The 26,759-nt window shown below is 55.2% G+C and carries 32 protein-coding genes; 23 read left to right on the forward strand and 9 right to left on the reverse strand.

The features are described 5' to 3' along the window. Positions 1–3 precede the first annotated feature (3 nt). Positions 4–1,116 carry a flagellar basal body P-ring protein FlgI gene (locus PUV54_RS16380; protein WP_274493417.1) on the forward strand — a complete coding sequence of 371 codons (1,113 nt, stop codon included), beginning with the start codon at positions 4–6 and terminating at the stop codon, positions 1,114–1,116. A 473-nt stretch (positions 1,117–1,589) separates the two neighbouring features. Here the strand turns inward: PUV54_RS16380 and PUV54_RS16385 are convergent, their stop codons facing one another. Next, the gene (locus PUV54_RS16385) at positions 1,590–1,991 is read right to left on the reverse strand and encodes a hypothetical protein (RefSeq protein WP_274493418.1); all 402 of its coding nucleotides are present in this window, start codon (positions 1,989–1,991) and stop codon (positions 1,590–1,592) included. Positions 1,992–2,403: 412 nt separating this feature from the next. Here PUV54_RS16385 and PUV54_RS16715 point away from each other — a divergent pair, with 412 nt between their 5' ends. Next, positions 2,404–2,547: an SEC-C metal-binding domain-containing protein gene (locus PUV54_RS16715; RefSeq protein WP_420797884.1), complete on the forward strand. Its 144-nt coding sequence runs from the start codon at positions 2,404–2,406 to the stop codon at positions 2,545–2,547. A gap of 241 nt (positions 2,548–2,788) precedes the next feature. Here PUV54_RS16715 and PUV54_RS16390 read toward each other — a convergent pair whose 3' ends face one another. The 5 genes from PUV54_RS16390 to fliF are packed head-to-tail and all read right to left on the reverse strand — an operon-like array spanning position 2,789 to position 7,127. Then, complete coding sequence (locus PUV54_RS16390) at positions 2,789–3,901, reverse strand: FliG C-terminal domain-containing protein (protein WP_274493419.1); 1,113 nt, start codon at positions 3,899–3,901, stop codon at positions 2,789–2,791. Further along, positions 3,901–4,680 (reverse strand): flagellar type III secretion system pore protein FliP, encoded by a 780-nt coding sequence (fliP, locus tag PUV54_RS16395; RefSeq protein WP_274493420.1) that lies wholly within the window; start codon positions 4,678–4,680, stop codon positions 3,901–3,903. The genes PUV54_RS16390 and fliP overlap by 1 nt, the downstream gene beginning before the upstream one ends. A 16-nt stretch (positions 4,681–4,696) precedes the next feature. Further along, positions 4,697–5,011: a FliM/FliN family flagellar motor switch protein gene (locus PUV54_RS16400; RefSeq protein ID WP_274493421.1), complete on the reverse strand. Its 315-nt coding sequence runs from the start codon at positions 5,009–5,011 to the stop codon at positions 4,697–4,699. Next, positions 5,004–5,600, reverse strand: a complete 597-nt coding sequence (locus PUV54_RS16405) for a FliH/SctL family protein (protein WP_274493422.1) — start codon at positions 5,598–5,600, stop codon at positions 5,004–5,006. The genes PUV54_RS16400 and PUV54_RS16405 overlap by 8 nt, the downstream gene beginning before the upstream one ends. Beyond that, a complete protein-coding gene (fliF, locus tag PUV54_RS16410) occupies positions 5,601–7,127 on the reverse strand; it encodes a flagellar basal-body MS-ring/collar protein FliF (RefSeq protein WP_274493423.1) in 1,527 nt (508 codons plus the stop codon). Between the two features lie 135 nt (positions 7,128–7,262). On the opposite strand from fliF, the gene PUV54_RS16415 reads away from it, so the two are divergent. The 10 genes from PUV54_RS16415 to PUV54_RS16460 all read left to right on the forward strand — a co-directional run bounded on the left by PUV54_RS16415 (position 7,263) and on the right by PUV54_RS16460 (position 15,868). After that, a complete protein-coding gene (locus tag PUV54_RS16415; protein ID WP_274493424.1) occupies positions 7,263–7,916 on the forward strand; it encodes a flagellar basal body-associated FliL family protein in 654 nt (217 codons plus the stop codon). A gap of 13 nt (positions 7,917–7,929) precedes the next feature. Beyond that, positions 7,930–8,514: a DUF6468 domain-containing protein gene (locus PUV54_RS16420; RefSeq protein ID WP_274493425.1), complete on the forward strand. Its 585-nt coding sequence runs from the start codon at positions 7,930–7,932 to the stop codon at positions 8,512–8,514. Between the two features lie 5 nt (positions 8,515–8,519). Beyond that, the gene (locus PUV54_RS16425; RefSeq protein ID WP_274493426.1) at positions 8,520–9,059 is read left to right on the forward strand and encodes a MotE family protein; all 540 of its coding nucleotides are present in this window, start codon (positions 8,520–8,522) and stop codon (positions 9,057–9,059) included. A 135-nt stretch (positions 9,060–9,194) separates the two neighbouring features. Then, positions 9,195–10,064 carry a flagellar motor stator protein MotA gene (gene motA, locus PUV54_RS16430; protein ID WP_274493427.1) on the forward strand — a complete coding sequence of 290 codons (870 nt, stop codon included), beginning with the start codon at positions 9,195–9,197 and terminating at the stop codon, positions 10,062–10,064. Beyond that, a complete protein-coding gene (locus PUV54_RS16435; RefSeq protein WP_274493428.1) occupies positions 10,061–12,373 on the forward strand; it encodes a hypothetical protein in 2,313 nt (770 codons plus the stop codon). The genes motA and PUV54_RS16435 overlap by 4 nt, the downstream gene beginning before the upstream one ends. Then, positions 12,366–13,082: a flagellar hook-basal body complex protein gene (locus tag PUV54_RS16440; protein ID WP_274493429.1), complete on the forward strand. Its 717-nt coding sequence runs from the start codon at positions 12,366–12,368 to the stop codon at positions 13,080–13,082. Before PUV54_RS16435 ends, PUV54_RS16440 begins: the two co-directional genes overlap by 8 nt. Before the next feature lie 26 nt (positions 13,083–13,108). Continuing rightward, entirely contained in the window at positions 13,109–13,894 is a 786-nt protein-coding gene (gene flgG / locus PUV54_RS16445; RefSeq protein WP_274493430.1) for a flagellar basal-body rod protein FlgG, read from the forward strand. 4 nt (positions 13,895–13,898) lie between these two features. Then, positions 13,899–14,399: a flagellar basal body P-ring formation chaperone FlgA gene (flgA, locus tag PUV54_RS16450; RefSeq protein ID WP_274493431.1), complete on the forward strand. Its 501-nt coding sequence runs from the start codon at positions 13,899–13,901 to the stop codon at positions 14,397–14,399. Continuing rightward, positions 14,396–15,157, forward strand: a complete 762-nt coding sequence (gene flgH, locus PUV54_RS16455; protein ID WP_274493432.1) for a flagellar basal body L-ring protein FlgH — start codon at positions 14,396–14,398, stop codon at positions 15,155–15,157. Before flgA ends, flgH begins: the two co-directional genes overlap by 4 nt. A 171-nt stretch (positions 15,158–15,328) precedes the next feature. Further along, the gene (locus PUV54_RS16460; RefSeq protein ID WP_274493433.1) at positions 15,329–15,868 is read left to right on the forward strand and encodes a flagellar basal body-associated FliL family protein; all 540 of its coding nucleotides are present in this window, start codon (positions 15,329–15,331) and stop codon (positions 15,866–15,868) included. Positions 15,869–16,111: 243 nt separating this feature from the next. On the opposite strand, the gene PUV54_RS16465 is transcribed toward PUV54_RS16460, so the two are convergent. Together PUV54_RS16465 and PUV54_RS16470 are read right to left on the reverse strand one after the other, a co-directional pair. After that, positions 16,112–16,855, reverse strand: coding sequence for a flagellar hook capping FlgD N-terminal domain-containing protein (locus PUV54_RS16465; RefSeq protein WP_274493434.1), 744 nt, complete (start codon positions 16,853–16,855; stop codon positions 16,112–16,114). Between the two features lie 20 nt (positions 16,856–16,875). Next, entirely contained in the window at positions 16,876–17,982 is a 1,107-nt protein-coding gene (locus PUV54_RS16470) for a flagellar hook-length control protein FliK (RefSeq protein WP_274493435.1), read from the reverse strand. Between the two features lie 82 nt (positions 17,983–18,064). On the opposite strand from PUV54_RS16470, the gene PUV54_RS16475 reads away from it, so the two are divergent. The 6 genes from PUV54_RS16475 (at position 18,065) to PUV54_RS16500 (ending at position 21,830) form a co-directional block, all read left to right on the forward strand. After that, entirely contained in the window at positions 18,065–18,370 is a 306-nt protein-coding gene (locus tag PUV54_RS16475; RefSeq protein WP_274493436.1) for a rod-binding protein, read from the forward strand. Further along, the gene (locus PUV54_RS16480; protein WP_274493437.1) at positions 18,367–18,753 is read left to right on the forward strand and encodes a hypothetical protein; all 387 of its coding nucleotides are present in this window, start codon (positions 18,367–18,369) and stop codon (positions 18,751–18,753) included. Before PUV54_RS16475 ends, PUV54_RS16480 begins: the two co-directional genes overlap by 4 nt. Positions 18,754–18,940: 187 nt before the next feature. Continuing rightward, positions 18,941–20,104, forward strand: coding sequence for a flagellin (locus PUV54_RS16485; protein ID WP_274493438.1), 1,164 nt, complete (start codon positions 18,941–18,943; stop codon positions 20,102–20,104). 81 nt (positions 20,105–20,185) lie between these two features. Continuing rightward, the gene (flaF, locus tag PUV54_RS16490; RefSeq protein WP_274493439.1) at positions 20,186–20,575 is read left to right on the forward strand and encodes a flagellar biosynthesis regulator FlaF; all 390 of its coding nucleotides are present in this window, start codon (positions 20,186–20,188) and stop codon (positions 20,573–20,575) included. Continuing rightward, positions 20,572–20,988 (forward strand): flagellar biosynthesis repressor FlbT, encoded by a 417-nt coding sequence (locus PUV54_RS16495; RefSeq protein ID WP_274493440.1) that lies wholly within the window; start codon positions 20,572–20,574, stop codon positions 20,986–20,988. Before flaF ends, PUV54_RS16495 begins: the two co-directional genes overlap by 4 nt. After that, the gene (locus tag PUV54_RS16500; protein WP_274493441.1) at positions 20,985–21,830 is read left to right on the forward strand and encodes a DUF1217 domain-containing protein; all 846 of its coding nucleotides are present in this window, start codon (positions 20,985–20,987) and stop codon (positions 21,828–21,830) included. Before PUV54_RS16495 ends, PUV54_RS16500 begins: the two co-directional genes overlap by 4 nt. Here PUV54_RS16500 and PUV54_RS16505 read toward each other — a convergent pair. Beyond that, on the reverse strand, positions 21,827–23,188 hold the full coding sequence (locus tag PUV54_RS16505) for a FliI/YscN family ATPase (RefSeq protein WP_274493442.1): 1,362 nt from the start codon (positions 23,186–23,188) through the stop codon (positions 21,827–21,829). The genes PUV54_RS16500 and PUV54_RS16505 overlap by 4 nt on opposite strands. Before the next feature lie 76 nt (positions 23,189–23,264). Between PUV54_RS16505 and PUV54_RS16510 the strand changes: the two genes are divergently transcribed. The 5 genes from PUV54_RS16510 to flhA are packed head-to-tail and all read left to right on the forward strand — an operon-like array spanning position 23,265 to position 26,756. Next, positions 23,265–23,627, forward strand: a complete 363-nt coding sequence (locus PUV54_RS16510) for a FlgB family protein (RefSeq protein ID WP_274493443.1) — start codon at positions 23,265–23,267, stop codon at positions 23,625–23,627. Positions 23,628–23,636: 9 nt separating this feature from the next. Continuing rightward, positions 23,637–24,029 (forward strand): flagellar basal body rod protein FlgC, encoded by a 393-nt coding sequence (gene flgC / locus PUV54_RS16515; RefSeq protein WP_274493444.1) that lies wholly within the window; start codon positions 23,637–23,639, stop codon positions 24,027–24,029. A gap of 15 nt (positions 24,030–24,044) precedes the next feature. After that, positions 24,045–24,371, forward strand: a complete 327-nt coding sequence (gene fliE / locus PUV54_RS16520) for a flagellar hook-basal body complex protein FliE (protein WP_274493445.1) — start codon at positions 24,045–24,047, stop codon at positions 24,369–24,371. 11 nt (positions 24,372–24,382) lie between these two features. Beyond that, entirely contained in the window at positions 24,383–24,649 is a 267-nt protein-coding gene (locus PUV54_RS16525; protein WP_274493446.1) for a flagellar biosynthetic protein FliQ, read from the forward strand. Between the two features lie 22 nt (positions 24,650–24,671). After that, on the forward strand, positions 24,672–26,756 hold the full coding sequence (flhA, locus tag PUV54_RS16530; protein ID WP_274493447.1) for a flagellar biosynthesis protein FlhA: 2,085 nt from the start codon (positions 24,672–24,674) through the stop codon (positions 26,754–26,756). Positions 26,757–26,759: the final 3 nt, after the last annotated feature.

Raw genomic sequence — 26,759 nt, forward strand, 5'->3', positions numbered from 1 at the left:
CACATGTTTGACCGTTTCAAAGCTTTCCTGACTGCTCTTATCGCCGGTTTTGTCCTGTGCGCCGATGCTACGGCTGACGTACGTCTTAAAGACATTGTCAATGTCGAAGGCGTGCGCGGCAACGACCTCGTTGGCTACGGACTGATTGTCGGCCTCGACGGCACAGGCGACGGCGTCAGAAACTCTCCCTATACGGAAGAGGCGCTGTCGAGCCTGCTTGAGCGTCTCGGCGTCAACGTCCAGGGCGAGGATTTTCGCCCGCGCAATGTCGCCGCAGTTGTTGTCACTGCAACCCTGCCGCCTTTTGCACGAACCGGATCGCAAATCGACGTCACTGTTTCGGCCATCGGCGACGCCAGCAACCTTCTCGGCGGCACCCTGATCATGACGCCGCTGCACGCGGCTGACGGCAATGTTTACGCCGTGGCGCAGGGCCCAGTTCTCGCCAGCGGTTTTTCCGCCGAAGGCGCTGGCGCTGAGGTCACCTTTGGCGCGCCAACCTCCGGCTCGATCCCGCAGGGCGCGCGAATCGAAAAAGAAATCAAGTTCGATTTCGCCTCGATGGAGAGCCTGCGCCTGGCGCTGCGCTCGCCTGACTTTACGACCGCGACACGCATAGAAAGCGCCATCAACGGCGCCTTTGGCCAGCAGATCGCCACGGTGCTCGACCCCGGCACGATTGAGGTCGACATGGCCAGCGCGCCGATGAAGCCGGTTCATCTGCTCGGCCGGATTGAAAACCTGCGCGTTTCGCCGGAACAAAAAGCGCGAATCGTCATAGACCAGAAATCGGGTACTGTCGTTCTCGGCGCGGACGTCAAGATTTCGCGGTTTGCAGTCACCCAAGGCAACCTCACCATCACCGTGCGTGAAACGCCTGTTGTCTCTCAACCCAATCCGTTCTCGCGCAATGGCGAGACTATCGTCCTGCCCGATACGACCATCAGCGTCGATCAACAGACGGAACGCCGCATCGGCATGGTCGAGGAGAACGTCTCCCTCTCCGACCTTATCGAGGGGTTGAACGCGCTTGGCGTCGGACCGCGCGAGCTCATCGACATTTTGAAGTCGGTGAAGGCCGCTGGCGCGCTCCACGCCGAACTGGTGTTGATGTAAGTTCAATTCCTTTCCTTTTCCCGCTCACCCCGGCGCAAGCCGGGGTCTAGCGTCTCAAATAGTGTCGGGCTCCGCCCGGCATTTTTTTGCTGGTTCCCGGCTTGCGCCGGGATGAACGGAGTTGGTGAGGCAAACTCATCTCCATCGGCCCTGCTTTCCCGCTTCCGTTTCGTACAATTGCCCATCCCTCGCCTGTCGTTGAAACGACGCAACGCATGGCTTGCAGCCAAATGTTGTACAATTCGCCCCTTCTGATTTTGTACAACTTCCTTCCACTGACATACCTTTCCTGTCCTCGCGCCTGACGGTTGAAACCGGCCCATCCTTGACGCGCTTAAATGCGATCTGCGCAGCCATGACGGCGCAGACAATCTCAACAGGCATCATAAGGGCGGAAAAAAGGTGGTGGACGGTTATCCACCATGTTTTTTTCCATGGTATCATGAACGGCGCCAGTCTGATCTTTTCTGGCGCTACTTCCAATTAACTTCCGTGACCATTCTGGGCATGGCAACAATTTGCAAGTCATCACGATAGACTATGTCGCCCGGCTCGACTGTGGAAATTTGTGATGTATAAGTACCCGCCTCACGCAACAAAATGCAAAGCAATCGAGAATGCTGAATGCAATGATGTGCACCGTCCCGAAACCAACAAATCCCGCTATACGGGCGATTTGACTTACGGGTGACGATCCCGAACCGTTTTGGTATCCGCAGATTCTCATTGAACCAGTCCAACTCATCGCGGATCGACTTGCGCAGCCAAACCGGGTTGGCTTTATCTAGCCAACACAAATGCGCGGCATCAAAAATTCCGTCAGCAGCGCCCCGCGCAGAAGCGATCCGCTTCGGCGTTATAAAACGAATATACATGATGCTTTCTTTCAACACGTATAGGCACAGCATGCTGTGCGCGTGGCGCACAAACATAGCTCTCAACCTTGATAACAATAGTGAAAAAAACGCGGTCAACGTTTTCTTCCGGCTAACCCGCCTTACCGGCTGGCGTCCTGCCGGAAGGGCGGAGGCGCAATGAGCATAAACATATGCATGTATTCCTCCTGTAAATTATCGAGTGTGTGGTTAGGGCTTGGGTTTTGACTTGTCAATGTAGAAATTTATTTGTAGGCGGCATATTTTAATATGGAGGGCGACATGAAAAAGAACATCGACATTACCGACCTGCCCTGCTTTCGAGCCGTCTTCAAAACGTCGTAAGGGCTTCCCTTCGGAAACAAACGTCAAGCGCGGTCATCGCACCATTAAAGGCGGTGAGATTGAGCTTTTGGAAAAACTTGGTAGGAATGATCCATGCCCATGCGGATCAGGACGCAGATTTCAAGAAATGCTGCATGAAGCCGGGCCGTTACGACGGCGCCAATCGTGGAGAGTATTTTTAGATGATCGCTTTCTTCAGCCGCAGACCTAACTGGACCCCACGCTTGAAGCGTAGGGAATCGCCAGCGGGCGTTCACGATCACTCACACCCCGACTCGCCACGGCTTGACCGTGACGTCTGTTTTAGATGTCATCACCGGCTTTATGCCGGTGATCCAGCAAAGCCTCTAAAAAATCACTGGATGCCCGGGACAAGCCCGGACATGACAAAAAAACACTGGATCCCGGCTTGCGCCGGGATGACCGGTGGAGAGATCGAAAGAGAGCAGCCCTCAAGCCGCTTTTTCTTCGCCTTCCGGTTCCTCAATAGCGTTGAGTTTGAACTCGCCTTCGCGCACCAGGCGGCGCACAGCCGACGTGATCTCGCGCTGGGCAGCTTCGCCATCGGTTTCTGACGGCTCGTCCATTTCGGCGAGTTCTTCCTTGTACTGTTCGACCATGCGTTTCGAGATATTGCCGAAGAGGAACGCCACCGTTTCCGGCGCGTTTTTCTCGCCATGCTTGATGGCGGTGAGAAGCGTTTCGCGTTCGATATCGCGCATAACGGCGGGGGCGCCGCTTTCCGGCACGCGCGAATGAAGGTCTTCGAAGATGAGGAGCGCTTTTTTGACCGCCGCCCCAACTTCCGGATCGGTTTCGTTGATATGGGCTATAAAGGCGTCGCGCTTCGCGCCCGGCAGGTTATTGACGATCTCGCCCACAACGGCGCCAGCGCCCGTATCTTTCTTTTCTTCGCCGTCTTCGCCGTCGCCCTCTTCTTCCTCGGCGGCGCCTGGCGCAGGCTTTAACAGATCTTCTTCGAGAACCTGGGCGATAGCCTCAATGGCGGCTGGTGACGGCGGCTTTTTGCGCGCCAACTCGATAAGGATTTGTTTGGCGTAGCCGTCTTCGGCGGCGTTCAGGACGCTAGCGGTTTTTTCGTAATCCAGTTTCGCGAGGATCGCGGCCCCCACCGGCATGCGTTGCTTTTGCACATATTCGGCAAGCACCTCGTCATCGAGTTTTTCAACACGCTCCCAGATATTGCCGCCGGCATCGCCGCCGCCGTTCAGTTCGATCAGAATACGCTCGGCTCGGTCTTCTTCCGTCATCAGGCCCAAAACACGCCGCGCCTCGTCAGCGCCGCCGGCGAGGTCGTTATCGGTTTTAGTGATTTCCGACAGGAACTCCTCCGCCACCGCCTGCAACAGTTGCGGCGGCACGGACTTCAACTCGCAAAAAGCTTTGGCGAAGGCTTTAAGCTGCGCATCGGAAATATCCTCAACAATGGCCGCAGCGGTTTCCGCCGATAAAGACGCAAGCACAATCGCCGCCTTGTGGGACTTGGTGAACCAGGTCTCCATAGGCGAATTCGGATCGATCTTTTGCAATGCATTACCCGGCATTACGTATACCCTCTTACAAGCGCGCCGGAAACGGCGACCCAGCCATTGGTCAGCACAAAGAATGCAACCTTGAACGGCAGGGAGACGATCGCCGGCGGCACCATCATCATACCCATGGCCATCAGGATCGACGCGACCAGCAAGTCAATCACCAGAAACGGCAGCAAGACCACAAACCCGATTTCAAAAGCACGCTGAATTTCAGACAGGACAAACGCCGGCACCAGCAGCGACAATGGCGTTGCGCCCTCTTCCGCAGCCGGTTGCGTTTCCAGGGGCCGCGCATCAGCAAGAATATCTACGGCGCCGGGGTCGACACGCGCTTCCATAAAGGTGCGGAACGGCTTCATGGTTTCACCGAAAGCGACGTCTTCCTGCATTTCACCATTCAGCATTGGCTGCACGCCAGACGCCCATGCGTCTTTAAAAACCGGCTCCATGACAAAATAGGTCAGGAAAATCGCCACAGAAACGATCAGCATGTTTGGCGGCGCCTGTTGCAGGCCGACACCCTGACGCAGGATCGACAGGACGATGATCATGAACGGCAGGCAAGTCACCATCATGGCGATGCCCGGCGCCAGGCTTAAAACCGTAACCAGCAGGAAAATCTGAACAATACGCTTGGTCAGTCCGCCCGCCTCATCCACCGCGTCCAGCAGCCCGGCGTCAGCAGCGATGTCTTCAGCAGCCGGCGCAATTTCCTGCGCAAATGCAGGCGCAGCAAACATAACGCCCGCTGCAAGCAGCACCGCTAATATGGCTGTCAGTCGACGCATAGTATTCCTTATTGCGCTAGTCGCCGAAGCCGCAAACTTCGAGGAGCTTGACGCCGATGCCGTTTTCATTGTCGGTCGCTTCCACCAGCTCCCCGCGCGCAACCAGCCTGTCGCCCACATAAATATCAACCGGATCGTCAATCGCCGCATCGAGGTCGATGACCGTATCCTGTTTCAGATCGAGAAGGTCTTTTACAGACACCTGCGCACCGCCGACGGAGACAACAATACGGACGGGCAGCCCGAGAATGTTCTTGTTTCGCAACGCACCTTCATCGGCCACCGCTTCAACGACATCATCTTCTGCGACGATTTCATTCGTATCACTCATTGCCCTGCTCCTCTTGCGGGACGGACGGTGCGTCCAGCGCAGTTAAAATTTCCTTGATGAGCGCGTCCGGGTCATGACAAAAGCCTCCCTTCGACCAGCGCGCATCGATTGACGATGGCGCGCAGGAGGGGTCGGTTTCCAGAATGATCTGCGGATTATCGCTCAACTTTTTCTGATCGGTCTCTGACAGATGAGACACAAGATCGGGGTGCACACGCAGCTTCAACTCATCATCTGAATGACGGGCGCGATCGCTTACCAGCGACATGATTTCAGACAGCGCGGAGCCGCGCGCCATGGCCGGGGCGACAGCCGTAAACAAACGCGCGATCAGCGCAAGCGCTTCATCGCGATAGCGCGCTTCCATGTCACTCAACATGACACCGACACTGTCGACGAAAGCCTGATGAGAACGCTCAAGCGCCGCTTTTTCTTCGGCATAGGCGATGGACGCGTCACGATGCCCGGCCTTGTATGCTTCACAAGTCGTATCGGCGCCCTGGGCTACCGGCGTTCTGCCGGGCAGCACCGGAAACCGCACCGTCGCGCCTTGCCCCTTGTCTGATGTGGCGAGGGAGGAACCGGTCATTTACGCCGCCTTTTCCGTATCGCCGAGCCAGGATTTCAGAACCGTCGCGGTCGCTTCTTTGTCAGCGGCGCTCGCCTCTCGTAATTCTTCCAGCGGCGATTTCGGTGCGGCAAGTTGCGGCGCAGCCGTCGCATCTGTAGCGGAAAGATCAGCCAGTGCCTGCGCGCCGCCGCCAGCCACATCCTGTGTAAGAACTGGCTTCAAAACGAACATGCCAAGGACAATCACGACCAGCGCCGGAATGACGATCTGAAGGATCGACATGACGTTCTGCTGCGCCCACAACATGATCCCGCCTGTTTCTTCCGGCGTTTCCACCGCTTCATATTCATGGAAGGGCATTGATTTGACCGTGACAACATCGCCGCGCGCTTCTTCAAAGCCAACGGAAGCAGTGACAAGGTCGCGGATAGACTGCAACTCTTCCTCCGTACGCGGTGTAACCGTTTGATCTTCCGCCGCAGCCGGTTCGTTGATTAGAACAGCCACGTGCACACGAGAGATCGCGCCTGGCATTTTCTCACGCTGGCGTTGCACCTCAGAAATATCAAAGCGCGTTGTTTCATTTGTTTCGGAGCGCGAATTGCTCGACGGGGTCTGCTGCCCGCCAGCCTCTCCATCAGGCAGATTACTCGCCACAGTGACAGCGCTTGTCCCGCCCGTGCCGGATTCCTGCATGTCAGCGGTCTCACGACCCATCATCACCCGGCTATCGGGGTCAAGAATACGCTCGGAAACCGTCTCACGCTCGCGATCAATGTCTAAAGAAACTGTTACCCGCGCATTGCCCGGTCCGACGCGCGCCTCCAGCAAATCGATCAAATTCGCCTCAAGTTTGCGTTCACGGTCGCCGACCTCGCCTTCGGCCACCTCCATCGGGTCGCCTGCGCCGGGTTTCAAAATCACGCCGTTGACGGAATCGATAACTGCTACCTGCTCCGGATTGAGGTTGGGCACGGCGAGCGCAATCAGATAGCGCATGGCCGTCGCCTGATTAACGTCGAGGCGGCCGCGGCTCATGGTAATGGTCGCTGACGCGCTAGGCGGCTGCCGGCGGCGCGTGAATGAGGATGATTTCGGAACCGCAATGTGTACGCGCGCGGATTTAACGCCCGGCGTCGCCAGTAATGTGCGCGCCAGCTCGCCCTCCTTGGCGCGCCAATAAGCGGCGTCAAACATTTCAGAAGTGGTTGCAAAGCCGTTTAATTCGTCAAGAAGTTCAAAACCCGGCTGTCCCTGTCTTGGTAACCCTTGCCGGGCGAGCGCCATCCGCAATGCATCGCGGCGTGGTTCAGGAACATAGATCGCCTCTCCCCGCACCTCGGCGTCTACATCCATGGCTTCGAGCGCAGAAAGGACATCGCCAGCCGCAGATGCGTCCAGCCCGCCATAGAGAAAAGCCATGCGGGGCTGTGTCGCCATGTTCATGACGGCGCTGCATACAATCAGCGTGGTGACAAGAACGCCGACCAGAATGGTCTTGCGCGAAAAAGACAGTTCGTTCCAGACAGAAGCGAGTTTCAACATTACCCCGACCTATTCGACTATGTGCGTTGGCCGCATACGTTTCTAATTTTCTTAGTTAATTTCTCGTTGTTTGATTAATTTTGAGTTTACGAATGCGTGCTTAAAGTACAGCCAAAGATTAATGGATTGACCATCGTGGCTGACGAAGAAAAAGCAGCGGAAGAAAAGCCTAAAGAAGGCGAAGAAACCGAAGAGCCAAAAAAGAAAGGCCTCGGTCTTATTCCGATGATTATTGCGGCAATCGTCGTTGCCGGCGTTGCCGCCGGGGCTGCATTCATGTTTGCACCTACGCCAGGCGGCGATAGCGAAGAACAACACGCCGATGCAGGCGACGAACATGGCGATGATAAAACCGGAGATCACGGAGCCAAAGACGAACACGGCGAAAAGAAAAAAGACAAAAAGAAGAAAAAGAAAAAAGGCGGCGGTCACGGCGGCAAAGACGGTGAAGGCGACGTCAAAGCAATCGGTAAAATTCAGCACAGCGAATATGCAACTTTTTTGGTGCTCGATCCGATCATCGTATCGATCCAGCCGATTGGCCGGTCAAAGCATTTAAAAATTTCACTGGTTCTGGAAACCGGTGAAGAAGATGCGGAAACGCTTTTGGAACACGGGTTTTATGTCAAGGATGTGCTCAACACCTATCTGCGTTCCATCGACGGATCGGTTCTTGAAGATCCGGCGGCCATGTCCCGTCTTCGCGCACAAATTCAAAGGCGTATCAGCGCCGTCGTTCCGAACGCGCAAATCAAAAGCGTTCTCATCACAGATTTCGTACTAACCTGAGGGGCTCTCGACAATGGAGATGATCATCAATTTCATGCTGCTCGCCGCGTCCGGTGCTGCAACATTTTACTGCTTCATTCTGAGCCGAAAGCTTGAGGCGCTGAAAAGCACCGAAAAGGGTTTGGGCGCGACAATCGCGACAATGTCGCATACGGTTGAGCAAGCGCGCACTACCGTCGCTATGGCGAAAGAGACAAGCGCTGAAAGCATTGCTGAACTTTCGCCTCTCGTTGAAGAAACAAAAGAAATTCTGCCGCAACTTTCCGAAATGATTGATGTGATCAGCGAACTTGCTGAAATCGCGATCCGTGACGTCAATGACGCCAGCGGCAAGGCTTCGGCCGCTCTAGACGAAAGATTGGCGAAAGCACGCGAATTGCAGGAAAAACTTGACCAGCAGATTGATTTCTTCCTGGTTGATGATCCCGATCCGGATGGCCCTGGCACGCGCCATGTGCCGGAGGAACAAGAAGGCAATGTCGCGTTCCTTGATGAAGATGACGCACCGACAACGCCGAAAAGACGCCGCCAGTCGAAAGTTTCCGCCGCTTTGATGACAGCGCGCAACCAGCAAAAAATGAAAAAACTGGCCGGATAAGCCCAATGAAAACCAGAGCGCTTCTCGTACTTGGGGTCGTTTTTTTCGGCTCCTTTATCGGCCGGATCGCCGTGATGGCTGCTGACGCCATGGCGGAGAACGACCACGCCCCGGCCGATCACGCCGCGACGCCGGTTGCCGATTCTTGCATTGGCGGCGAACTTGCCGCAGCAGTGAAAGACCGGATGTATGCGCTTGACCAACGCGAAACCAAAATCGCCGATCGTGAAGCAGAACTCAAAACATACGAAACCCAGGTCGACAAACGCCTCGCCGAACTGGAAGAAGCGAATAACAAGCTACAGACCAGCATCAAAATCGTTCAGGATGGGCGCAATGAAGATATCGCCAAACTGGCGGCAATCTATGAAGGCATGAAACCAGCGCAAGCCGGCGACATCATCAACGAAATGGATGCAAAGTTTGCCGCCGGGTTAATTTCATCCATGAACAGTGAACAAGCAGCACAAATCGTTGCAAACATGGATTCTCAAAAAGCGTATCTGGTGAGCGTTATCCTTGCCAACCGTACGCAAGGCGAATGACGGACGCGTCGAAACGTCACCACAGAAATCATTCCCAAAATGACAAATGAAAAAGCCGGTTTCAGTGAAGATTAACTTCTTCATGAAACACTCGTTAAGCGAGTCATTAAACTTTTAGGTTTTAGTCGTGGTGTCATGGGCAGTATTCTCGGAATAATTATCACTCTCTGCATGGTTTTCGGCGGTTACATCATCGCCGGCGGCAAGATGGAAATCATCATCCACTCCCTGCCCTATGAGATCATGATCATCGGCGGCGCCGCCGTAGGCGCGTTCTTCGTCGGCAACTCGTTTGGCGTTATCAAACAGGCCGGTGGCGATATCATGAAAGCGCTGACCGGTCCGAAATGGAAGCGCAGCGATTATCAAGACCTGTTGTGTCTGATGTATGAGCTTCTTCGCGTGGCCAAAGAAAGCCCTGTTCAGGCTGAAGCGCATATCGAAAACCCTGAAGAGTCCTCGATCTTTTCACGCTACCCGAAAATCGCCAAGGACCACGAAGCCGCAGACATAATTTGCGATACGATCCGCTCTATCCTGATGAATTTCGACAATCCGCATCAGGTCGAAGATCTGCTCGAAAAGCAGCTTGAAGCATTACACGAGGAAAGCATGCATGGCGGCCACGCCTTGCAAACAATGGCTGACGCCCTGCCCGCGCTTGGCATTGTTGCGGCTGTTCTCGGCGTTATCAAAACCATGGCCTCGATTGACAAGCCGCCGGAAGTGCTGGGCCAGATGATCGGCGGCGCGCTGGTTGGAACGTTTCTCGGCGTTTTCCTCGCCTACAGTCTTGTCGGACCGCTGGCGGCGAAAATCATGGCCGTGCATGAAGAAGAACAACGGTTTTACCAGTTAATCCGGGAAACAATTGTCGCGCATTTGCAGATGCATTCGCCGCAAATGTGCGTTGAGGTCGCGCGCCGGAACATTCCTAGCCACGACCGGCCGAAATTCAATGAAATCGAAGAAGCGCTGAAAGCGCTGAAGAAAGACGCTGCATGATAAAACGCGCGCTTTTCATAACTCTGCTTTTGTTGTTTCCGGGCGGCGTGTTCGCTTCGGAAACATTGCCTGTTCGCGCGGGCGAACATGGCGAGTATTCGCGTCTTGTTATTCCTGACGCACCGGGTGACTGGCGTATTTCAACATCAGACCGCAAGGTCGAAATCGCCCTGCCCAGCAAGGACTATGAGTTCGAACTTTCCGACATTCTGGAAAAGCGCAAAGCGCACCGCGTATTGTCCGCGCGCGTCGTTGACGGTGATGCAACGCGCTCACTGGTGTTGACGCTTACTTGTGATTGCCCGGTCCGCACCTCAAAAGGCGATTCAGGATCGCTGGTTGTTGATATTTTTAACAACGGCCCAACGGCTTTGGCGCCGACGCAGGAAGATACGCCTGAAACCGACGCCATGCGGCAAGCAGCGAAACAAGCGCCTGAAAATGCGCCATCAACGCCAGAAAGCATGCGTGAAGCGCGCGACCGAATGATCGCGCTGCTTGCAGAAGCGCGCCACCAGGGCGTTGTTCAGCTTAAAATCGATGAGAAACGCAATGAATCAGAATCCGAAAACAACGGAAAACCAAAACCTCAACCTGCAGTGGAGCCAACGCAAGCTGCGCATACGGCGCCTGAATTTGATCCGGCGACGGCATCTGATACGCCGCTCGCGAACGAGGCGCGCCTTGACCCGCCGGCGTTGACCGCAAGCAAGAGCGAAGCACCACAAGCTGAATGCGTCGATGCGTCCCTTTTTGACGAACCGCTAAGCGAGGAAGGCAAGCTCGACTACTCGACTATCGCCAAACTGCGGCATCGTCTTGCGGCGTCGACAGATCCGTCAGAAATTCAAGACCTCGCCCGCACGCTGGCGCTAGGCTATATCCATATCGGTTTCTTTGAAGAAGCAAGCGCCATCGCAACGCCTCGTGCTGAATCAGGCGATGAACATATGGCGGTCGCTGCAAGTCTTGCCGACCTTGGCGCCGGCGCCAAGTCACGCGCGCGCAAGTCAATTGCGCCCTTTAAAAATTGCGGACCGTTGTTTGAACTGACATATGCCGCCGCCAGCCCCGATGACGATACGGCAGGAAACCTTTCCCAAGCACACATTGACGCCCTGAAAAAAATGACACGCGCATTACGGGCGCCAATAGCTGAAATGCTCGCACTCAATGCTGTTGAGAAAGGCGATCAGACACTCGCCCGAATTATCTATGATATCGCAAAAGAGGCGCGCGACGGCGAACACACGGCGGCGCTGGCGATTCTCGAAAAATCACTTGGCGCCGCGCCTGAAGAAGCAAATCATACCAATGAAACGCTCGCAGAAATCGCACAAACCCCCGGTCCGCTGCAGAGCAAGGCCCTCGCCGTTCTTGCACAAGATTACGAAGATCGCGCGGAAGTCGCCTATGAGGGCTTTCTCGACGACCTCGCGCAGCAAACGTCCAAACGCGCTCTGAGCGTTTCCGAAGCACGCGCGACATTTGCCGGCGCCAAGGCGCTCGCCGCTGCAGGCCGCCTGCCCGAGGCTGTCGCCGTACTGAACGCTTCGGCCGAGTCTGCAACACAAGCCGCGCCAGCGGCGAAGGCCGCCGCCGGCGCGATCATCATGAACGGCTTGCTGGGCGATGAAGACGAGCGCCTTGCAGCAGTAAAATCGTTCTTCGACTACAAAGAATTTGTCAGCGGCGGTGAAAACGCCGATGTAAACATCGCCGTCGCACGTGAGCTTTCAAAATTCGGCGCAACATATCTCGTTGACGATGCGCTCGCCGGGCTATCGGCCGGATGGGAAGCCGAAGCGAGCGCTATCAAAGCCCGCACATTGGTCAATAGCGACGAACCAAAGGCTGCGCTTGATGCCGTAGCACAGACGCAAACCAATGCTGAACTCGCAGCAATCAAAGTCAAAGCTTACGAACAGCTTGGCGATCGCAGCGGCGTGCTTTTAACAGTGAAAAGCGCTGTACGCACTGGTGCTGCTGATGACGCCATGACCCGCGCCGCCTGGCGCGGGGAAGACTGGTCGCTTTCCATGGAGGCATTCGACAAGACGCCGGCAAAACAACGCACCACCGGCAGCGCCGCCCGGATTTCGCTCGCGGCGCTTAATGCGGGGCTCGGTTCGTTACCGGCTGCTGCGCGCGAAACGCTTGCACAGGACCCGGAATTACTCGCCGCTATTGCGCATATGTTTGCACCGGCGCCGGCGGTCAGCGTACGCGCGATTGACGCTCTCGGTGAATATTCAGTTGGCGTCGCAAAAGAAACAAACTTTATGCAGAGGGGATTGGGCGATGACTAACACCAGTTACGTCGCGCTTTCAAAACAGGCGGGACTTTCTAAAGAGCTCAACAGCATCGCGAATAATATCGCCAATGCTGATACAGCGGGCTACCGCCGCGAAGGCTTTGTCTTTTCCGAATATGTCCGCATGCTTGAACCGCATGAGCGTTCGGTGTCTCAGACGAATATCGGCGGACGATTTTTCGACGCCGCGCCTGGCGCGCTTGTGGAAACGGGCTCCGCCTACGACGTCGCCATCGAGGGCGAGGGTTATTTCGTCGTGCAAACGCCGAACGGCGAGCGCCTGACCCGCGCTGGCGCGTTCGTCATGGACCGCGAAGGTCAGTTGACGACACAGGAAGGTCACCTGGTGCTTGGCGAGGGATCTTCACCCATCGCCCTGCCCCCGAATGCAACCAACATTACCATCGCCAATGACGGATCGATCGCAGCCGACGGCGCGCCCGTTGGCCGAATGGCGCTTGTGAGCGCCGAGCCGACTGAGCTCATGCGCGAAGGCGGTAACCTGCTGCGTTCAACAGGAGAACTGACGCCGCTGGAACAGCCAAAACTGCGCCAGGGTTTCGTTGAAGAATCCAACGTCAATCCGGTGATGGAAATCTCGCGCCTGATCGAAGTGCAGCGTGCTTATGAAATGGGTCAGAAACTTTTGAAAGATGACGACGAACGGATCTCGAAAACCGTCGAAGCCATGAGAGCTCGCTAAGAGCCAATTTGTAAGGAGGGTTTCACATGCAAGCCTTGAGAATCGCAGCGACCGGCATGGATGCGCAGCAAAAGCGCGTCGAAGTCGTATCGAACAATATCGCGAATATGAGCACGACGGCCTATTCCACCCGCCGCGCCGAATTTGCGGATTTACATTACCAACAGCTTCGCGCGCCAGGGGCCATATCATCATCCACCGGCCTCATCGCCCCGTCGGGCATCGAAATGGGTCTCGGCGTGCGCACCGCCGCCGTTTCGGTCAATCACGAGCAAGGCTCGCTGCGGCAAACAGGCGGCGATCTCGACCTCGCGGTCGAAGGACGCGGCATGTTTGAGGTGACGCTGCCTTCAGGCGATCCAGCCTATACGCGCGACGGCGCATTCAAGCGCACGGGCGAAGGATTAATCGTCAATTCCGAAGGCTATCCCCTCGCTGGCGACATCACTATTCCTGAGGACGCGCGGTCCATCACCATCAACAACAACGGCGAAGTCTTCGCCTATTTCGATGGACAGACCGCCGGCCAGCAGATCGGCACCCTGACGCTGACGCTGTTCGCCAATGAAAAAGGCCTTGAGGCGCTTGGGGGCAATCTTTTCCGTGAAACCGAAGCTTCAGGCGCGCCAATCCCCGGCGAGCCGGGCATCGATGGCCGCGGCGCGATCCGACAGGGCTTCCTAGAAGAATCCTCCGTGGACGTTGTTCAACAGATCGCTGATCTCATCGAGGCGCAGCGCGGTTATGAGCTGAACTCGAAAGTCATCTCCGCTGCTGACCAGATGCTCGGTTCGACAACGCAGATCAGGTAACGCCATGAAACGCATAACCACATATACTCTGGCGTTGCTTGGCTTGTTCGCCAGCGCCGCGTTTGCCGACGATGCGGCAGCGCCGACCTCGCCCGCCGAGGCGCAAACGAACGACGACCTGCCGATCATCGCCACCATTGCCGCCAAGAAAAAACTGGCGCCAGTGAAAGCCGCAAATCATCTGCGCGCCGGCGCGATCCTGCACGAATCCGATTTGGCCACCGATGGCGACAAAGCCGCCTATGAACCTTTCATCGGCATGGAGCTGAAACGCGCCGTTTATGCCGGCAAAGTCATCACCGCAAACGATATCGGCATGCCGACGCTGATCGATCGCAACGCTATCGTCATGCTCGAATTTGAACGCGGGCCTCTGCTCATCACAACGGAAGGCCGCGCGCTCGACGCAGGCGCCGTTGGAGAAATGGTGCGCGTGATGAACCTTTCCTCAAAAATCATTCTGACGGCGGAAGTCGTCGGCCCGAACAAGGTGATAACCCGATGACGCTTGCCCGTTATTCAAAATCTGCCGCCCTCATAGCGCTTGTCGCGACTGCGGGATGCTCATCATCGCGTCTTGACCATATGTTCAAGCCGCCATCGATGTCACCCGTGGGCGAAATGCGCAATCCGATGCCTGCGCCCGCGCCCGAACGCTATAATGTGCCCCCGAAAAACGGCGGCGTAACTGAGCCGACGCATACTACCGCATCGCTTTGGCATTCAGGACCGACATCCCTGTTCGGCGACCGCCGGGCACGCAAATCTGGTGACATTGTCACGGTCGTTATCGAGATTGATGAAGAAGCGGAAATGAAAAACCGCACGGACCGTTCACGATCATCGTCCGACGGACTCTCTGTTCCCGCCCTTCTCGGTGTTCCATCGCTGGCGCAAGACGTTTTGCCCGGTGGCGCTGGACTGGACCCGGCCATCGATGCGTCATCGAACAACGCATCATCAGGCGATGGCACAATCAAGCGTGAGGAACGGATTACCTTACGCATCGCCGCCACCGTTATCGGCGAATTGCCGAACGGTCACCTTGCGATTTCCGGCAGTCAGGAAATCCGCGTGAATTACGAGCTGCGCGAACTTCTGGTCGGCGGCATCATCCGCCCTGAAGACATCGCGCGTAACAACACAATCACCTATGACAAAATCGCTGATGCGCGCATTTCGTATGGCGGGCGCGGTCAGATCAGCGACCTTCAAAAAGCACGGTATGGCTCGCAAATTCTCGACATGATCTCACCGTTCTAAGCCGGCGCGTCGATGACAGTGGCGAAAACCATACACATTTCGGGGCTGAAAATAGGCTTTCAAAAATATGGAATGCTCGATGATCCCGGAAAGCGAAGAGATTTTCGCCCTAAAGATGAAGGCTTTTTTAACGGGTCAGCCGTCACAACATAGGAAACAGTCTGGCGCTAAATGAAAAAACTGCTTCCCATCATCATTATCCTTGTCGCCGGCATTGCTGGCGGCGGCGGCGGCTATTTTTTTAAACTGCAAGCCTCGCAAGGCGGCGGTGAAGAACACGCTGCAGCCGATGGCGAACATGGCGAAAAATCCGATGACGGCCATGGCGATAAGAAAGACAAAAAGAAGAAAAAGAAAAAAGGCGGTCACGGCGAAGCCGATACAAGCAGTACTGTTTATATGAAATTTGGCCGCCAGTTCGTCGTTCCTGTAGTCCAGAACGGCAAGCCGCGCTCAATGATGATCATGGACATCAACATCGAAGTGGACAGCGAACAAGGCGAAACGGTTTACGCTTACGAACCGCGTTTGCGCGACGCCATACTTTCTCATCTGATTATGAAAGCCGGTGACGGCGACCTGCCGCTCATGCTTGAAGATACAGCCGTCATGGAGAAGACCAAGGCCGAGATTTTGGCTATCTCTAAGACTATCATCGGCGATGGCGCGTTGCAGGTCCTGATCCAGGACATCGGGATGCAGAGTTATTAGAACGCCGGGCGAAAAAGTGGAATCCGGTTTTTCGCAAATCAGGCGCGACAACTAAGAATCTAGATCAGCGGGTGATGCAACCTTATCGCCCGATGATCTAGGCGCCCAAAAAGCGTTGCAGTCTTATGTCATCGTCATCCCGGACTTGATCCGGGATCCATTATATACGCAATAGCTATTCATATTAGCTGGATGCCGGGTCGAGCCCGGCATGACGCGTTTCTATTCTTTAGCCGGAAATTTTTAAGAAGCAGCTTGCTGCTGTTCTTCTTCAAGGGCGCCGAGGCCTGTGATCTGGTCCGGCGTGACTTCAACGCCGCCATCAAGAACGATAGACGGTTCGCCCTCAGCATTCAGCCGCACTTCGCGCACGCCGCCGAAAGTGTTCGCCGCTTCCTGGCCAAGCACGGTTCCGTCGGCTGCATAATAAATGGCGTTGACGGCATAAGCGCCTTGCGGCGCTGGCGCGCCGTTAACAAGACCATTCCAGGTTTGAACGCCCGTCGAGTTTACTGACGGAAAGCGCGCGATTTCAGCGCCGTTACGGTCAGAAATCACGGTCTGAACATAGGCGGCTTCGCTTGAACCAGACAGACGATACTTCACCGGATCGCCATCAAAAAAGGCGGGCGCATCAGTCGCCTCAGCCTGCTTGCCGATCCAACTCGCGTACTTGTCGATATTGCCGCCACCGCCCAGCGCATCTGCGATAGAATCCAGCTTGTTATTGGCGTTGACGAGCTGTTCAACGGAAGAGAATTGCGCGAGCTGCGCCACGAACTCAGTTGAGTCTGCCGGGTCAAGCGGATCCTGATTCTTTAGCTGCGCCGTGAGCAACGTCAGAAAGTTTTGAAAGTCGACGGCGTTAAGGCCGGTGTTCTTGCTTTCCGTTTCCGACGCTGAGGCCTGGGCTGCTTGCGCAGCAGCGGCCGTTGATTGTGATTGCTGATTTTGTGGTGTCGAGCCAGTTGGTGATACAGCCTGCATGATATTCCCCGTCCTGGATTTTATAGACGCCGGTCGAGACGGCCAAGCATGGCCATGCGATCTTGCTGATCAAGCTCGCCCGCCGCATCCGATTCCAACTGTTCAGCCGAAACGACATAAGAATTCCCGGCCTCTGCGTTTTCTTCAGCCGGGTTTTCCGCGCCCTGCTCTGCAAACTGCAGATCAAGACCTTCAAAGCCCTGCTCCGCCAAGGATTTCTGGAATGCATCCGCATGGCGGCGCATCAGGTCCAGTGTTTCCGGCGTATCGGCTGAAACAACCGCGCGCACAAGCTCTACGCCGTCACCTTCGAAGTTAATCGTAACCCGGCCGAGTTCCGGCGGATCGAGACGCACTTCAAGGCGCCCCTCGCCTTGCCGCGCGACAACCGCAGCGATGATCTGATCGCGCACCGGGTTGATGTTGAGCGTTTTGTCTGCCGCAGCAGAGGCTGTCTCAATACGCAACTGCGCGCTGCGTTCTGAAACAGGCGCGTCAGCGTCGATAACGCCTGTAAACGGTGTAACTTCAGCTTTTGCGGTTTCACCAAGCGCCTTTGCGGCAGCTGCGACAGGGTTATTTAATCCTAAAGACAAGCCGTTCTTCTGTGCACCATTACGAGGTGAAAGAAACGCCTGTTCATTGGCGCTATCGTTATTCGGCCCAAGACGTAGCTCAAGGCTGTTTTCTTCAATGAAGCCGTTATCCCCGGTCACAAGCGGCGATGTTCCAACTTGCATTGTCGCGGCTCCCACCGCTCCAGGTCCTTGCTTAACAGTAGCAACGTTGATGAGCGGCGCCTCGCCGGGCGAACCGGGGGCAAACAACCCTTCAACTTGCGAGCCATCAGAACCTTCTTGCGGTATGAGTGCGTTCCCGCTTCGAAGCTCACCCTGATTGAGCGATTCAAGAAGCTCACTATTCGTGGTTTCTGCTGCGAGTTTTGTGGAGACTTCCGGAACGTTTGCGTCACCGCCTGGCGTTAGCAAACGATTCAGAATGGCGAAGAAACCGTTACTATCGGTTTGCGCATTTCCGGATGAATTTAATGAGGTCGCACTGACACCGCCTTCGACAGAAGGTTTGGCCCCGAGCGATGTGAGAAAAGCGAGCGGCGAATTTTGCATAAAGCTTTCCTACGTTTGATAACTTATTTTTTAGTTACGGCGCGTAGGTTTACTTAAAATTTTTTCTATCTGGAGCGCCTTGATGGATATCGCCGCCCTTCCGGCAATCATGAATGCGGCATCGTTAAAAGATGCAAACGAAACCGCGCCTGAGGCTACGCGTCGTGATGAAGAGATACGCGCAAAGGCCAAGGAATTCGAAGCGGTCTTTATCGCTGAAATGCTTTCGCATGCCGGCCTCGATAAGGCGGTATCGGAAAATTCCGGGCATGGCGGTGAAGCGTTTTCTCGCATGCTGGTTGAGGCCTATGCGGAACAACTAGCAGACAAAGGCGGGTTTGGTCTCGCCGATCAGATATATCGCCAATTGAAGGGCCAAAGCTCGTGAATGCACAACTTGCAAAACTGAAAACCATCATTTCTGATCTCGCCAGGGTAACGGAAGCTGAACGCAACGCCATCGCAAAGCGCGCTTTTGACGCAGTCGCTGAAATGGCGGATCAAAAAGAAACGCTACTGTCCGAGTTTGAAACGCTGTCGCGCGAACTTGGTGAATCGGATTTAACGGAGTCTCTTATACAAGAACTCGATAAAATCCGCGCGCAAGCAGATGAAAACGCAACGATTTTAAAAGCTGCAGCCGAAGGCGCCAGGAGCGCGCGAGCACGGTTGCAGTCATTGCGAGAGTCCGAACTTAAAACAGGCATGTACGGCGCTGATGGCGCCGCTGTCAAAAACCCGAATGCTTCAACGTTTGCTTCAAAAGCATGAGGTTAAGGGCTTGTTATACCCTTCAGTGTACTTTCCACGAATGCAGTCCTCAGGACTGTTGCGGACGCGCCTAAATGGTTCGCCGCGAGCTAAAACGGCTCGAAAACCCCGCGCAACCCGCGGGACTCCCGGCAACTCCCTCGTGAGGTCGGACCGTTAAACCTAACGATCCAACAGGAGTATAAAAATGAACTCTCTACTGACAAACACTTCCGCCATGGTTGCCTTGCAGAACCTTCGTTCGGTCAACAAAGACCTGAATATGGTTCAAGAGCAGATTTCGACTGGTAAAAAAGTCGGTAATGCAAAAGACAACGCAGCTATCTTCGCGATCTCCACGGTCATGCAGTCTGACGTGAAGGGCTTTGAAGCGATCAACCAGTCGCTTAATCTTGGCGCTTCGTCCGTTGGCGTTGCTCGTGGCGCGGCGGAAAAAGTGACTGAATTGCTCACCGAGATTAAAGGTCTCGTTGTTGCTGCTCAGGAAGAAAACGTTGACCGTGCAAAAATCCAGACGGATATTGGCCAGCTTCGCGACCAGATTTCGTCTATTGTTGATGCTGCTCAGTTCAACGGTTTGAACTTTCTTAAAGGTTCAGACACCACATCGTTCCTCGCGTCTCTTGACCGCGATTCAGGTGGCAGCGTTACAGCCAGCAACATTTCCGTTTCCGCTCAAAGCCTTGAGCTGACGGCTGGTACTGCTGTTGCTAGCACGCTGACTGGCACGACTGGCGCCAACGGCACTGCTGACTCTGCTGCAGCACTTGTTGCGACAGGCAACGACTTTACGTTGACTGTCACTGGCACGGTCGCTGATGGCAACGTCCTTGAGCTGAAAATCGACGGTACGCGTTTCTCGTACACTGTTGACACCGGCGAAGACGAAACCGACGTCGCAAACGCTATCAACAACGCGATCAATGATGCCGGCATCGCTGGCGTTACCGCAGCTGTTGCCGGCGGCACTGTCACCATCTCGAACGCCACTGGCGGCGCTGTTGCATTCGAAGCTGCAGTGACTGACGGCAGCGGCGGTCTTGCTGGCCTGACAGGCATCAACGTCGAGTCTGATCCTACAGGCGCACTTTCTGAGATCGAAGATCTCATTGATTACGCCGTGGACGTATCTGCTGAATTTGGTTCCGCTCAAAAGCGTATCGAAATTCAGAACGAATTCGTCACGAACCTGACGGACTCACTGAAGACAGGTATCGGCGCCCTGACGGACGCTGATCTGGAAGCCGCTTCGGCTCGCTTGCAGTCTCTGCAGGTGCAGCAGCAGCTGGGTATCCAGGCGCTGTCTATTGCGAATCAGTCGCCGAACTCAATCCTCGGCCTGTTCCGCTAATAACAACTTCCCTCACGGAGGCCTTCGGGCCTCCGTGAGACCTTAATGATAAAAAAAGATTGGGTACGGGGTAAGAAGATTATGACAGTTTCAGCGCTCGCGAGAAACGCCTATCAACAATCAACCAAAAGCACGGCGGAGCCGCGTTCCGTAGAGCGCCAGTTGCTGACCCGTCTTACGAGCGCGCTGATCGCAGCGGACAAGTCGCGCGATACTGACAAAGCCGGCGTTGCAAGAGCGCTTGGAAAGAACCTGGAATTCTGGACAGTTATTGCTGCCGATGTCGCCAGCGAAGGCAACCAGCTTTCAGCGGAATTGCGTTCGCAGCTTTTTTATCTCTACGAGTTCACACGCTATACGACAAACAAGATTTTAGGCGGCGATGACAGCGTTAGCATTCACCCGCTGATTGAGATCAACCAGAATATCATGGCCGGCCTTCAAGGAGGCCCACAAGGCGCCGCTTCATGACAGGGCTCGTTATAAAGCTGAAACCGAACGAGAAAGTGCTCGTGAACGGCGTGATCCTCCAAAATGGAGATCGCGCCGCAAGCATAAGAGTGCGTTCGAATGATGTTTCTATTCTGCGCGCCAGCGACGCCATCCAGAAAGAAGACGCCAACACGCCGTTAAAGCGTATTTATTACGTCGCACAGCTCGCTATGGCAGGTGAAGCAGAGGCCGAAGCAGCATCAAGAGAGATTCTAACAGGCCTCGAACCGTTGCGGCCTATTTTTTCTGGTGAAGCGGAGGGTGAACTTTCACGCGCCGTAAACGCGGCGGTGGAAAAGAAGTTTTTCGTCGTCATGCGCGCCGTGAAAAAATTATTTCCACTTGAAGAGGCTCTGCTTAACCGTTCTTCACAAACCGCGTTAGCGTCATGACCTTTTATCCAGCCATTCCCCTTGGTGGTTATCTTGGCTGGAAAGTCTTTGACAACAGCGCCGACCGGCAGTTTGAGGTGTTCAAAAACTCTCCGACGATTGTCCGCAACGTCGAATATTTTCGTGAAAATATCGCGGAAGCGAAAACCGCAGAAGATCTCGTCAATGATCGCCGCTTGCTCGAGGTTGCGTTGGGCGCCTATGGACTTCAGGAAGAGATCAATAAAAAGGCCTGGATTCAGAAAATCCTGGAAGAAGGCACAGACCTCAGCGACGCGTTCGCAAACCGCCTTAGCGATTCGCGTTGGCGTGAATTCGCAAAAGGCTTTGGCTACGGAAACTTCACGGGCCCTCAGGTCGGAATTGAATCCTTCCGAGAGCAAACAGCGAACAACTATCTTGAAAGAGCGTTTGAAGTACAAGTCGGCGATGTCAACACTGATATGCGGCTTGCCATGAACTTCCGCCGCGAGATCGCCAAAATTGCAAACGGCGCCAATGTTGAGACTGCCGGATGGTTTCAGATCATGGGACAAGAACCCTTGCGCGCCGTTATGGAAGGCGCACTGGGGCTCCCCTCTTCCGTTGGTCAGGCTGACATTGACAAGCAGAAAGACTTGTTCGCGCGCAAGGCGGAGCAATTTTTTGGCGGCAAGTCACCCGCCGTCTTCAAAGACCCGGTTAAGGTCGAAGACGCGCTCCGCCGGTTTTTTCTGCAAACTGAAATTCAAAATGGCCCGACGGCGTCGACACCCGGCGTGGCGGCGCTTTCCATTCTTGGCGGCGGCCCCTCGCTCGGCGCAAGTTCCATAGCAAATCTGTTTATATCGAACACATTCTAACCCAACGCATTGGCGTGGGTAGAAGACGCGCCTTTGCGCCCGCCATGAACAGCCCGGTTTAATCTTTCAAAACTGGCAGAAATCCCACCAGCGTTTTTCTCTGAAATGAATGCATCGAGCTTTGGCCAGATTTCCAAAGCGCGATCAATCTGCGCATCGGCGCCATGTGCGTAAAGCCCCGCACGAACGATTGTTTCTGAATCTTCGTATGCACGCAGGATCGCCCGCGCTTCGCGTAGCAACAGGTTTTCTTCTTCCGTTGCTGCGCGCGGCAAAGACCGCGATACGCTGCGCGAAACGTCAATCGCTGGAAACCGTCCCCGCTCAGCAATAGCGCGTTCGAGCACGATATGTCCGTCGAGAATGCCGCGAATCATGTCGGCGACAGGTTCATTATGATCAGAACCAGCGACAAGGACTGAAAAGACAGCCGTTATGTCACCCTGCCCCTCTTCGCCCGGCCCGGAGCGCTCTACGAGCGATGCGATGGTGCGGAACGTTGACGGCGGGAACGCGTGCAACGACGGCGCCTCGCCTGCCGACAAGGCAATCTCCCGATGCGCTTCAGCGTAACGAGTTAATGAATCAAAGAGCAACAGGACCTGCTTGCCTTGGTTTCGGAAATATTCAGCCGTCGCCATCGCCACATGGGCGCCGCGTTTTTTCGCCAGAGGCGACTGGTCCGCCGTTGAGGCAACGACAACAGACTTCTTCATGCCCTCAGGGCCCAGAACTTCTTCTACAAAGCCGCGCACCTCGCGGCCACGCTCGCCAATCATGGCAACGACAGCCACATCGCATTCAACGCCACAGGCGATTTCACCGAGAAGAGAAGATTTGCCAACGCCTGACCCAGCAAAAAGGCCGACCCTCTGCCCGCGACAGATCGGCAAAAGCGTATCGAGAACGCAAAGGCCGGTTGGTAAACGATTTCCTAATGTTTTGCGCAACGCGGCGTTGGGCGCTGCATGTTCCAGCGCGACCGGCGTATCGCCATGGCCTAGCGCTTCGCCATCCATGGCGTTGCCAAACGGATCCACAATGCGCCCGATCCAGTCTTCGCACGGCATGGCGTCACCGCCAGCGCGGTCAAGACTTGCAATGTCGCCAATAGCAGCACCGACAAGCGAGTCAAATGCAAACCCCGTCGCTTTGTCGCCATCCATAGCGACGATTTTCACACGCACGTCGCGTCCGCTGCCGGTCGCGATACGCACCGTGTCGCCAAGAGACGCATAACCTGCAAGGCCTTCGATTTTTATCGACAGTCCATCGGTCGCCGTAACGACGCCATAATGTTGCGGACCTGCGGTCTTTAACAATTTCTCAAGTTTCGCCGGCGCTAAAGACAAGCTCATAATTTCAAACGTGGTTAACAGTTCATTCAGCTAATAGGCGCAATTATTCCTTACCGCTGGTTAAAGCGAGGTGTACATGTTTAACGATCTCAAGATTTTGCACACGGCTTCTTTGTTGGCCCGGCATTCTGTCGAACGTCATACGCAAATCGCGGAGAATATCGCGAATGCGGACACGCCTGGCTATAAAGCCAAAGACGTAGAAGCCTTTTCGGAAGCTTTCGCGCGCAACGAACAAAAGATCGCGAATGGCGCCGCCAGTACGGCATTTCGCGCCGAACGTGTCGAGATTCCAGGCATTTCCTCGCCTAACGGCAATACGGTTTCTCTAGAAGATCAAATGTCGCGTTCAACAGCTGCGACACGCGATCATGACACGGCCCTGACTATTTATTCGAAGACTTTATCGATGCTGCGTTCAGGTCTTGGCAGACGGTAGGAGCGATAAATGAACCCATTTGACAAAATTTCCGCTTCGGCCATGTCCGGCATGCGCGCGCAAGCGCAGCGCCTTGAAGTGGTCAGCGAGAACATCGCCAACGCAGACACACATGGTTACAAGCGCAAGCTTGTTTCCTTTGAGAATGTCTTTGACCGCAAGGAAGGCGTCACTAACGTCGAACTTGGCCGGGTATTCCTCGACCAGACACCCGGTGAAGACGTTTTCGATCCGAACCATCCGTTTGCCAATGAAGACGGTTACGTCACCATGTCGAATGTCAACATGATGACGGAATTCGCTGATGCGCGTGAAGCCACGCGCTCATACGAAGCAGGTCTCGAAGTCTTTCAACAGGCCCGCGACATGTACAAATCGCTACTCGACATCCTGAAGAAGTAATAGGGAACGTCACCAATGAAGCTTGCAACTTTCCAGGCCGCACAAGGCTATAACCTCGCAAAGTCAGCGCTGAAAACGGAAAACCCGGCAGCCAAGGCCGGCGAAAATATCGCCAAGCCTGCTCAAACAACGGACGCCAACGTAGTGTTCAAGGCTGTTCATGATGTCGCCGCGACGGTCGCCAAGGGCGAACAGGCGTCAATGAATTACATGACTGGCAATGCTGACCCGCACTCCGTTGTGGAAGCCCTCGCCGCAGCCGAACTCGCTGTCGAAACGGCAGTCACTGTGCGCGACAAGGTGGTGGAAGCCTATCAGGAATTGATCCGGATGCCGGTTTAACGGGGGATTTCATGACCGAAGCGGAAATCGCAGACATCATGAGGCAGTTTTTGTGGGCGGGCGTCTGGATGGGCGCACCGATGATCGGCGCAGCGCTGATCGTTGGTATTGTGGTTGGCCTTTTTCAGGCGCTGACGTCAATTCAAGAGCTGACCATTACTTTTGCGCCAAAGCTTCTTGTCATGCTTCTTGTGTTCTGGCTTTCCGCCGGACACATGGCGCGCATGCTGTCCAACCTGTTCGACACGGTGGTGTTGAAGGCCATCGCCGGAACTTAAGAACCGTTCAAGAAAGTCAGTTATGGACAGCGTACTTAAACTAAACCTGCCGGGACAAACGACGGTTTTGCTCGCCTTCGGCCTGATGGCGATCATTGTCATGATGGTCCTTCCTGTACCGGCGTTCATGCTGGACATCGGGCTGACGCTGTCGTTTGCCCTGGCCATCCTGATTTTCACCATGACGCTGTTCATTGAACGCCCGCTTGATTTTTCAGCGTTTCCAACGATCCTTCTCGGTTCGTTAATGCTGCGCTTGTCGCTGAACGTATCGTCTACAAAACTCATCATCGGCGAAGGTCACACGGGGCCTGACGCGGCCGGCCGCGTCATTGAAGGCTTCGCCATGTTTGTTATGGGCGGCAATATTTTCCTGGGGCTGGTGGTTTTCGGCGTCCTTCTGATCGTCAACTTCATGGTGATCACGAAGGGCGCCGGCCGCATGGCCGAGGTTGGCGCCCGTTTCGCTCTTGATGGCATGCCGGGCAAACAGCTTGCGATCGACTCAGACATCGCCGCTGGCGCCATCACGCATGAGGAAGCAAAAGCCCGCCGTAAGGAAGAACAGGATGAAACAACATTCTTCGGTTCTCTCGACGGCGCGTCCAAGTTTGTCAAAGGCGACGCCATCGCCGGTCTGTTGATTACGCTTTTGAACCTGGTTGTCGGGCTTGCCATGGGCATAGGCGTTCATGGACTTTCAGTCGGCGACGCTGTTTCTTCTTATTCTATCCTGACAGTCGGCGACGGTCTCGTATCGCAAATTCCGGCTGTCATCATCTCCATCGCGGCAGCGCTTCTGCTTTCCAAGGGCGGCGTCGCAGGGTCCGCTGATAAGGCAATGCTGGCGCAGCTCGGCACCAATCCGCTCGCCATCGGTACGGTCGGCGCGATCCTGGCGGTTTTCGCTTTCATGCCGGGCCTTCCGTTCATTCCATTTTTTGTCGCCTCGGCCATGGCGTTCGGCGCCGCGTATTTTATTTACAAAGACCTCGAAGCAAAAAAACAGGCTGACGTCGCCAAACCGGCGGAAAAGCCGAAAGACAAGAAAAAACCGCTGGGCGATATTCTAGACGTGGACGAAATCCATGTGGAGTTTGCCGGCGACCTCACTCCGCTTGCGCTTGATAACGTCAACGGGCTCGAGCCTCGTATCGTCAAGATTCGTCAGTATATCGCCGGCGAGTTCGGATTCATCATTCCGCCGATCCGCCTGACAGACAACCTTGAACTCAACGCAAAAGAATATGTCGTCAAAATTCAGGGCGTCACCGCCGCGAAAGGCATTTTGCACCCTGACAAGGTTTTGGTGATTGTCGACGATCTTAACCAATTGCCTATCCCGGGTGATGATTGCGAAGAACCAGTGTACGGCGCGCCAGCGCGCTGGATTGAGCGTTCCGCTCGTGATGACGCCATGTCCATGGGACATGCCGTCGTCGAACCGGCGGAAGTCGTCTCGACCCATCTGCTTGAAACGATCAAACAGAATTTTTCGCAACTTGTTACACGCCGTTCCGTACAACGCATCTTCGACGAGTTCTGCAAGAATTCGGATCAGGAGCGCGCAGCATCCAACCGCCGCCTCCTCGATGATTTCGTTCCGGACAAGGCGCCGCTTGAGTTTGTCCAGACAGTATTCCGCCTTTTACTCGACGAGCGCGTGCCGATCCGCAACCTGCCGGTGCTTCTTGAAACCATCGCCGAAGGGCGCACGATGTTTAATACGGCTGAGGAAGTGGCGGAGTTCGTACGCCAGCGCATTTCGCGTCATTTTGTGACGGCGCTACAGAACGAAGACGGCGCCGTGCCGCTGATCCAGATCGGTCTCGATTGGGAATCCACATTCGCCGATCATGAAACCCAGGGCGCAGGCGGCTCTACTGATGTCGCCCTGCCGCCGGAAGACTTTAACAAGCTGGCGCAGGCCGTCGTTGAGCAGATTAATCAGGCGACAGCGCGCAATCTTTATCCGGCGATTGTCACGTCCGCCAAGCGTCGGCGTTTTATTCGCGCCGTGATGAAGGCGAAGAAAATCCGCAATCCGGTTCTTTCATACGAAGAAATCGATTCAGGACTGAAGCCTCTGCTCATCGGGACGGCGTAACCG

Source organism: Hyphococcus flavus (assembly GCF_028748065.1).
In the GTDB taxonomy this organism is placed as follows: domain Bacteria; phylum Pseudomonadota; class Alphaproteobacteria; order Caulobacterales; family Parvularculaceae; genus Hyphococcus; species Hyphococcus flavus.

What these genes read in the sequence shown, in the direction of transcription:
- PUV54_RS16380 (WP_274493417.1), top strand. Translation starts at nt 4, where the DNA reads ATGTTTGACCGTTTCAAAGCTTTCCTGACTGCTCTTATCGCCGGTTTT.
- PUV54_RS16385 (WP_274493418.1), bottom strand. Translation starts at nt 1,991, where the DNA reads ATGTATATTCGTTTTATAACGCCGAAGCGGATCGCTTCTGCGCGGGGC.
- PUV54_RS16390 (WP_274493419.1), bottom strand. Translation starts at nt 3,901, where the DNA reads ATGCCGGGTAATGCATTGCAAAAGATCGATCCGAATTCGCCTATGGAG.
- fliP (WP_274493420.1), bottom strand. Translation starts at nt 4,680, where the DNA reads ATGCGTCGACTGACAGCCATATTAGCGGTGCTGCTTGCAGCGGGCGTT.
- PUV54_RS16400 (WP_274493421.1), bottom strand. Translation starts at nt 5,011, where the DNA reads ATGAGTGATACGAATGAAATCGTCGCAGAAGATGATGTCGTTGAAGCG.
- PUV54_RS16405 (WP_274493422.1), bottom strand. Translation starts at nt 5,600, where the DNA reads ATGACCGGTTCCTCCCTCGCCACATCAGACAAGGGGCAAGGCGCGACG.
- fliF (WP_274493423.1), bottom strand. Translation starts at nt 7,127, where the DNA reads ATGTTGAAACTCGCTTCTGTCTGGAACGAACTGTCTTTTTCGCGCAAG.
- PUV54_RS16420 (WP_274493425.1), top strand. Translation starts at nt 7,930, where the DNA reads ATGGAGATGATCATCAATTTCATGCTGCTCGCCGCGTCCGGTGCTGCA.
- PUV54_RS16425 (WP_274493426.1), top strand. Translation starts at nt 8,520, where the DNA reads ATGAAAACCAGAGCGCTTCTCGTACTTGGGGTCGTTTTTTTCGGCTCC.
- motA (WP_274493427.1), top strand. Translation starts at nt 9,195, where the DNA reads ATGGGCAGTATTCTCGGAATAATTATCACTCTCTGCATGGTTTTCGGC.
- PUV54_RS16435 (WP_274493428.1), top strand. Translation starts at nt 10,061, where the DNA reads ATGATAAAACGCGCGCTTTTCATAACTCTGCTTTTGTTGTTTCCGGGC.
- PUV54_RS16440 (WP_274493429.1), top strand. Translation starts at nt 12,366, where the DNA reads ATGACTAACACCAGTTACGTCGCGCTTTCAAAACAGGCGGGACTTTCT.
- flgG (WP_274493430.1), top strand. Translation starts at nt 13,109, where the DNA reads ATGCAAGCCTTGAGAATCGCAGCGACCGGCATGGATGCGCAGCAAAAG.
- flgA (WP_274493431.1), top strand. Translation starts at nt 13,899, where the DNA reads ATGAAACGCATAACCACATATACTCTGGCGTTGCTTGGCTTGTTCGCC.
- flgH (WP_274493432.1), top strand. Translation starts at nt 14,396, where the DNA reads ATGACGCTTGCCCGTTATTCAAAATCTGCCGCCCTCATAGCGCTTGTC.
- PUV54_RS16460 (WP_274493433.1), top strand. Translation starts at nt 15,329, where the DNA reads ATGAAAAAACTGCTTCCCATCATCATTATCCTTGTCGCCGGCATTGCT.
- PUV54_RS16465 (WP_274493434.1), bottom strand. Translation starts at nt 16,855, where the DNA reads ATGCAGGCTGTATCACCAACTGGCTCGACACCACAAAATCAGCAATCA.
- PUV54_RS16470 (WP_274493435.1), bottom strand. Translation starts at nt 17,982, where the DNA reads ATGCAAAATTCGCCGCTCGCTTTTCTCACATCGCTCGGGGCCAAACCT.
- PUV54_RS16475 (WP_274493436.1), top strand. Translation starts at nt 18,065, where the DNA reads ATGGATATCGCCGCCCTTCCGGCAATCATGAATGCGGCATCGTTAAAA.
- PUV54_RS16485 (WP_274493438.1), top strand. Translation starts at nt 18,941, where the DNA reads ATGAACTCTCTACTGACAAACACTTCCGCCATGGTTGCCTTGCAGAAC.
- flaF (WP_274493439.1), top strand. Translation starts at nt 20,186, where the DNA reads ATGACAGTTTCAGCGCTCGCGAGAAACGCCTATCAACAATCAACCAAA.
- PUV54_RS16495 (WP_274493440.1), top strand. Translation starts at nt 20,572, where the DNA reads ATGACAGGGCTCGTTATAAAGCTGAAACCGAACGAGAAAGTGCTCGTG.
- PUV54_RS16500 (WP_274493441.1), top strand. Translation starts at nt 20,985, where the DNA reads ATGACCTTTTATCCAGCCATTCCCCTTGGTGGTTATCTTGGCTGGAAA.
- PUV54_RS16505 (WP_274493442.1), bottom strand. Translation starts at nt 23,188, where the DNA reads ATGAGCTTGTCTTTAGCGCCGGCGAAACTTGAGAAATTGTTAAAGACC.
- PUV54_RS16510 (WP_274493443.1), top strand. Translation starts at nt 23,265, where the DNA reads ATGTTTAACGATCTCAAGATTTTGCACACGGCTTCTTTGTTGGCCCGG.
- flgC (WP_274493444.1), top strand. Translation starts at nt 23,637, where the DNA reads ATGAACCCATTTGACAAAATTTCCGCTTCGGCCATGTCCGGCATGCGC.
- fliE (WP_274493445.1), top strand. Translation starts at nt 24,045, where the DNA reads ATGAAGCTTGCAACTTTCCAGGCCGCACAAGGCTATAACCTCGCAAAG.
- PUV54_RS16525 (WP_274493446.1), top strand. Translation starts at nt 24,383, where the DNA reads ATGACCGAAGCGGAAATCGCAGACATCATGAGGCAGTTTTTGTGGGCG.
- flhA (WP_274493447.1), top strand. Translation starts at nt 24,672, where the DNA reads ATGGACAGCGTACTTAAACTAAACCTGCCGGGACAAACGACGGTTTTG.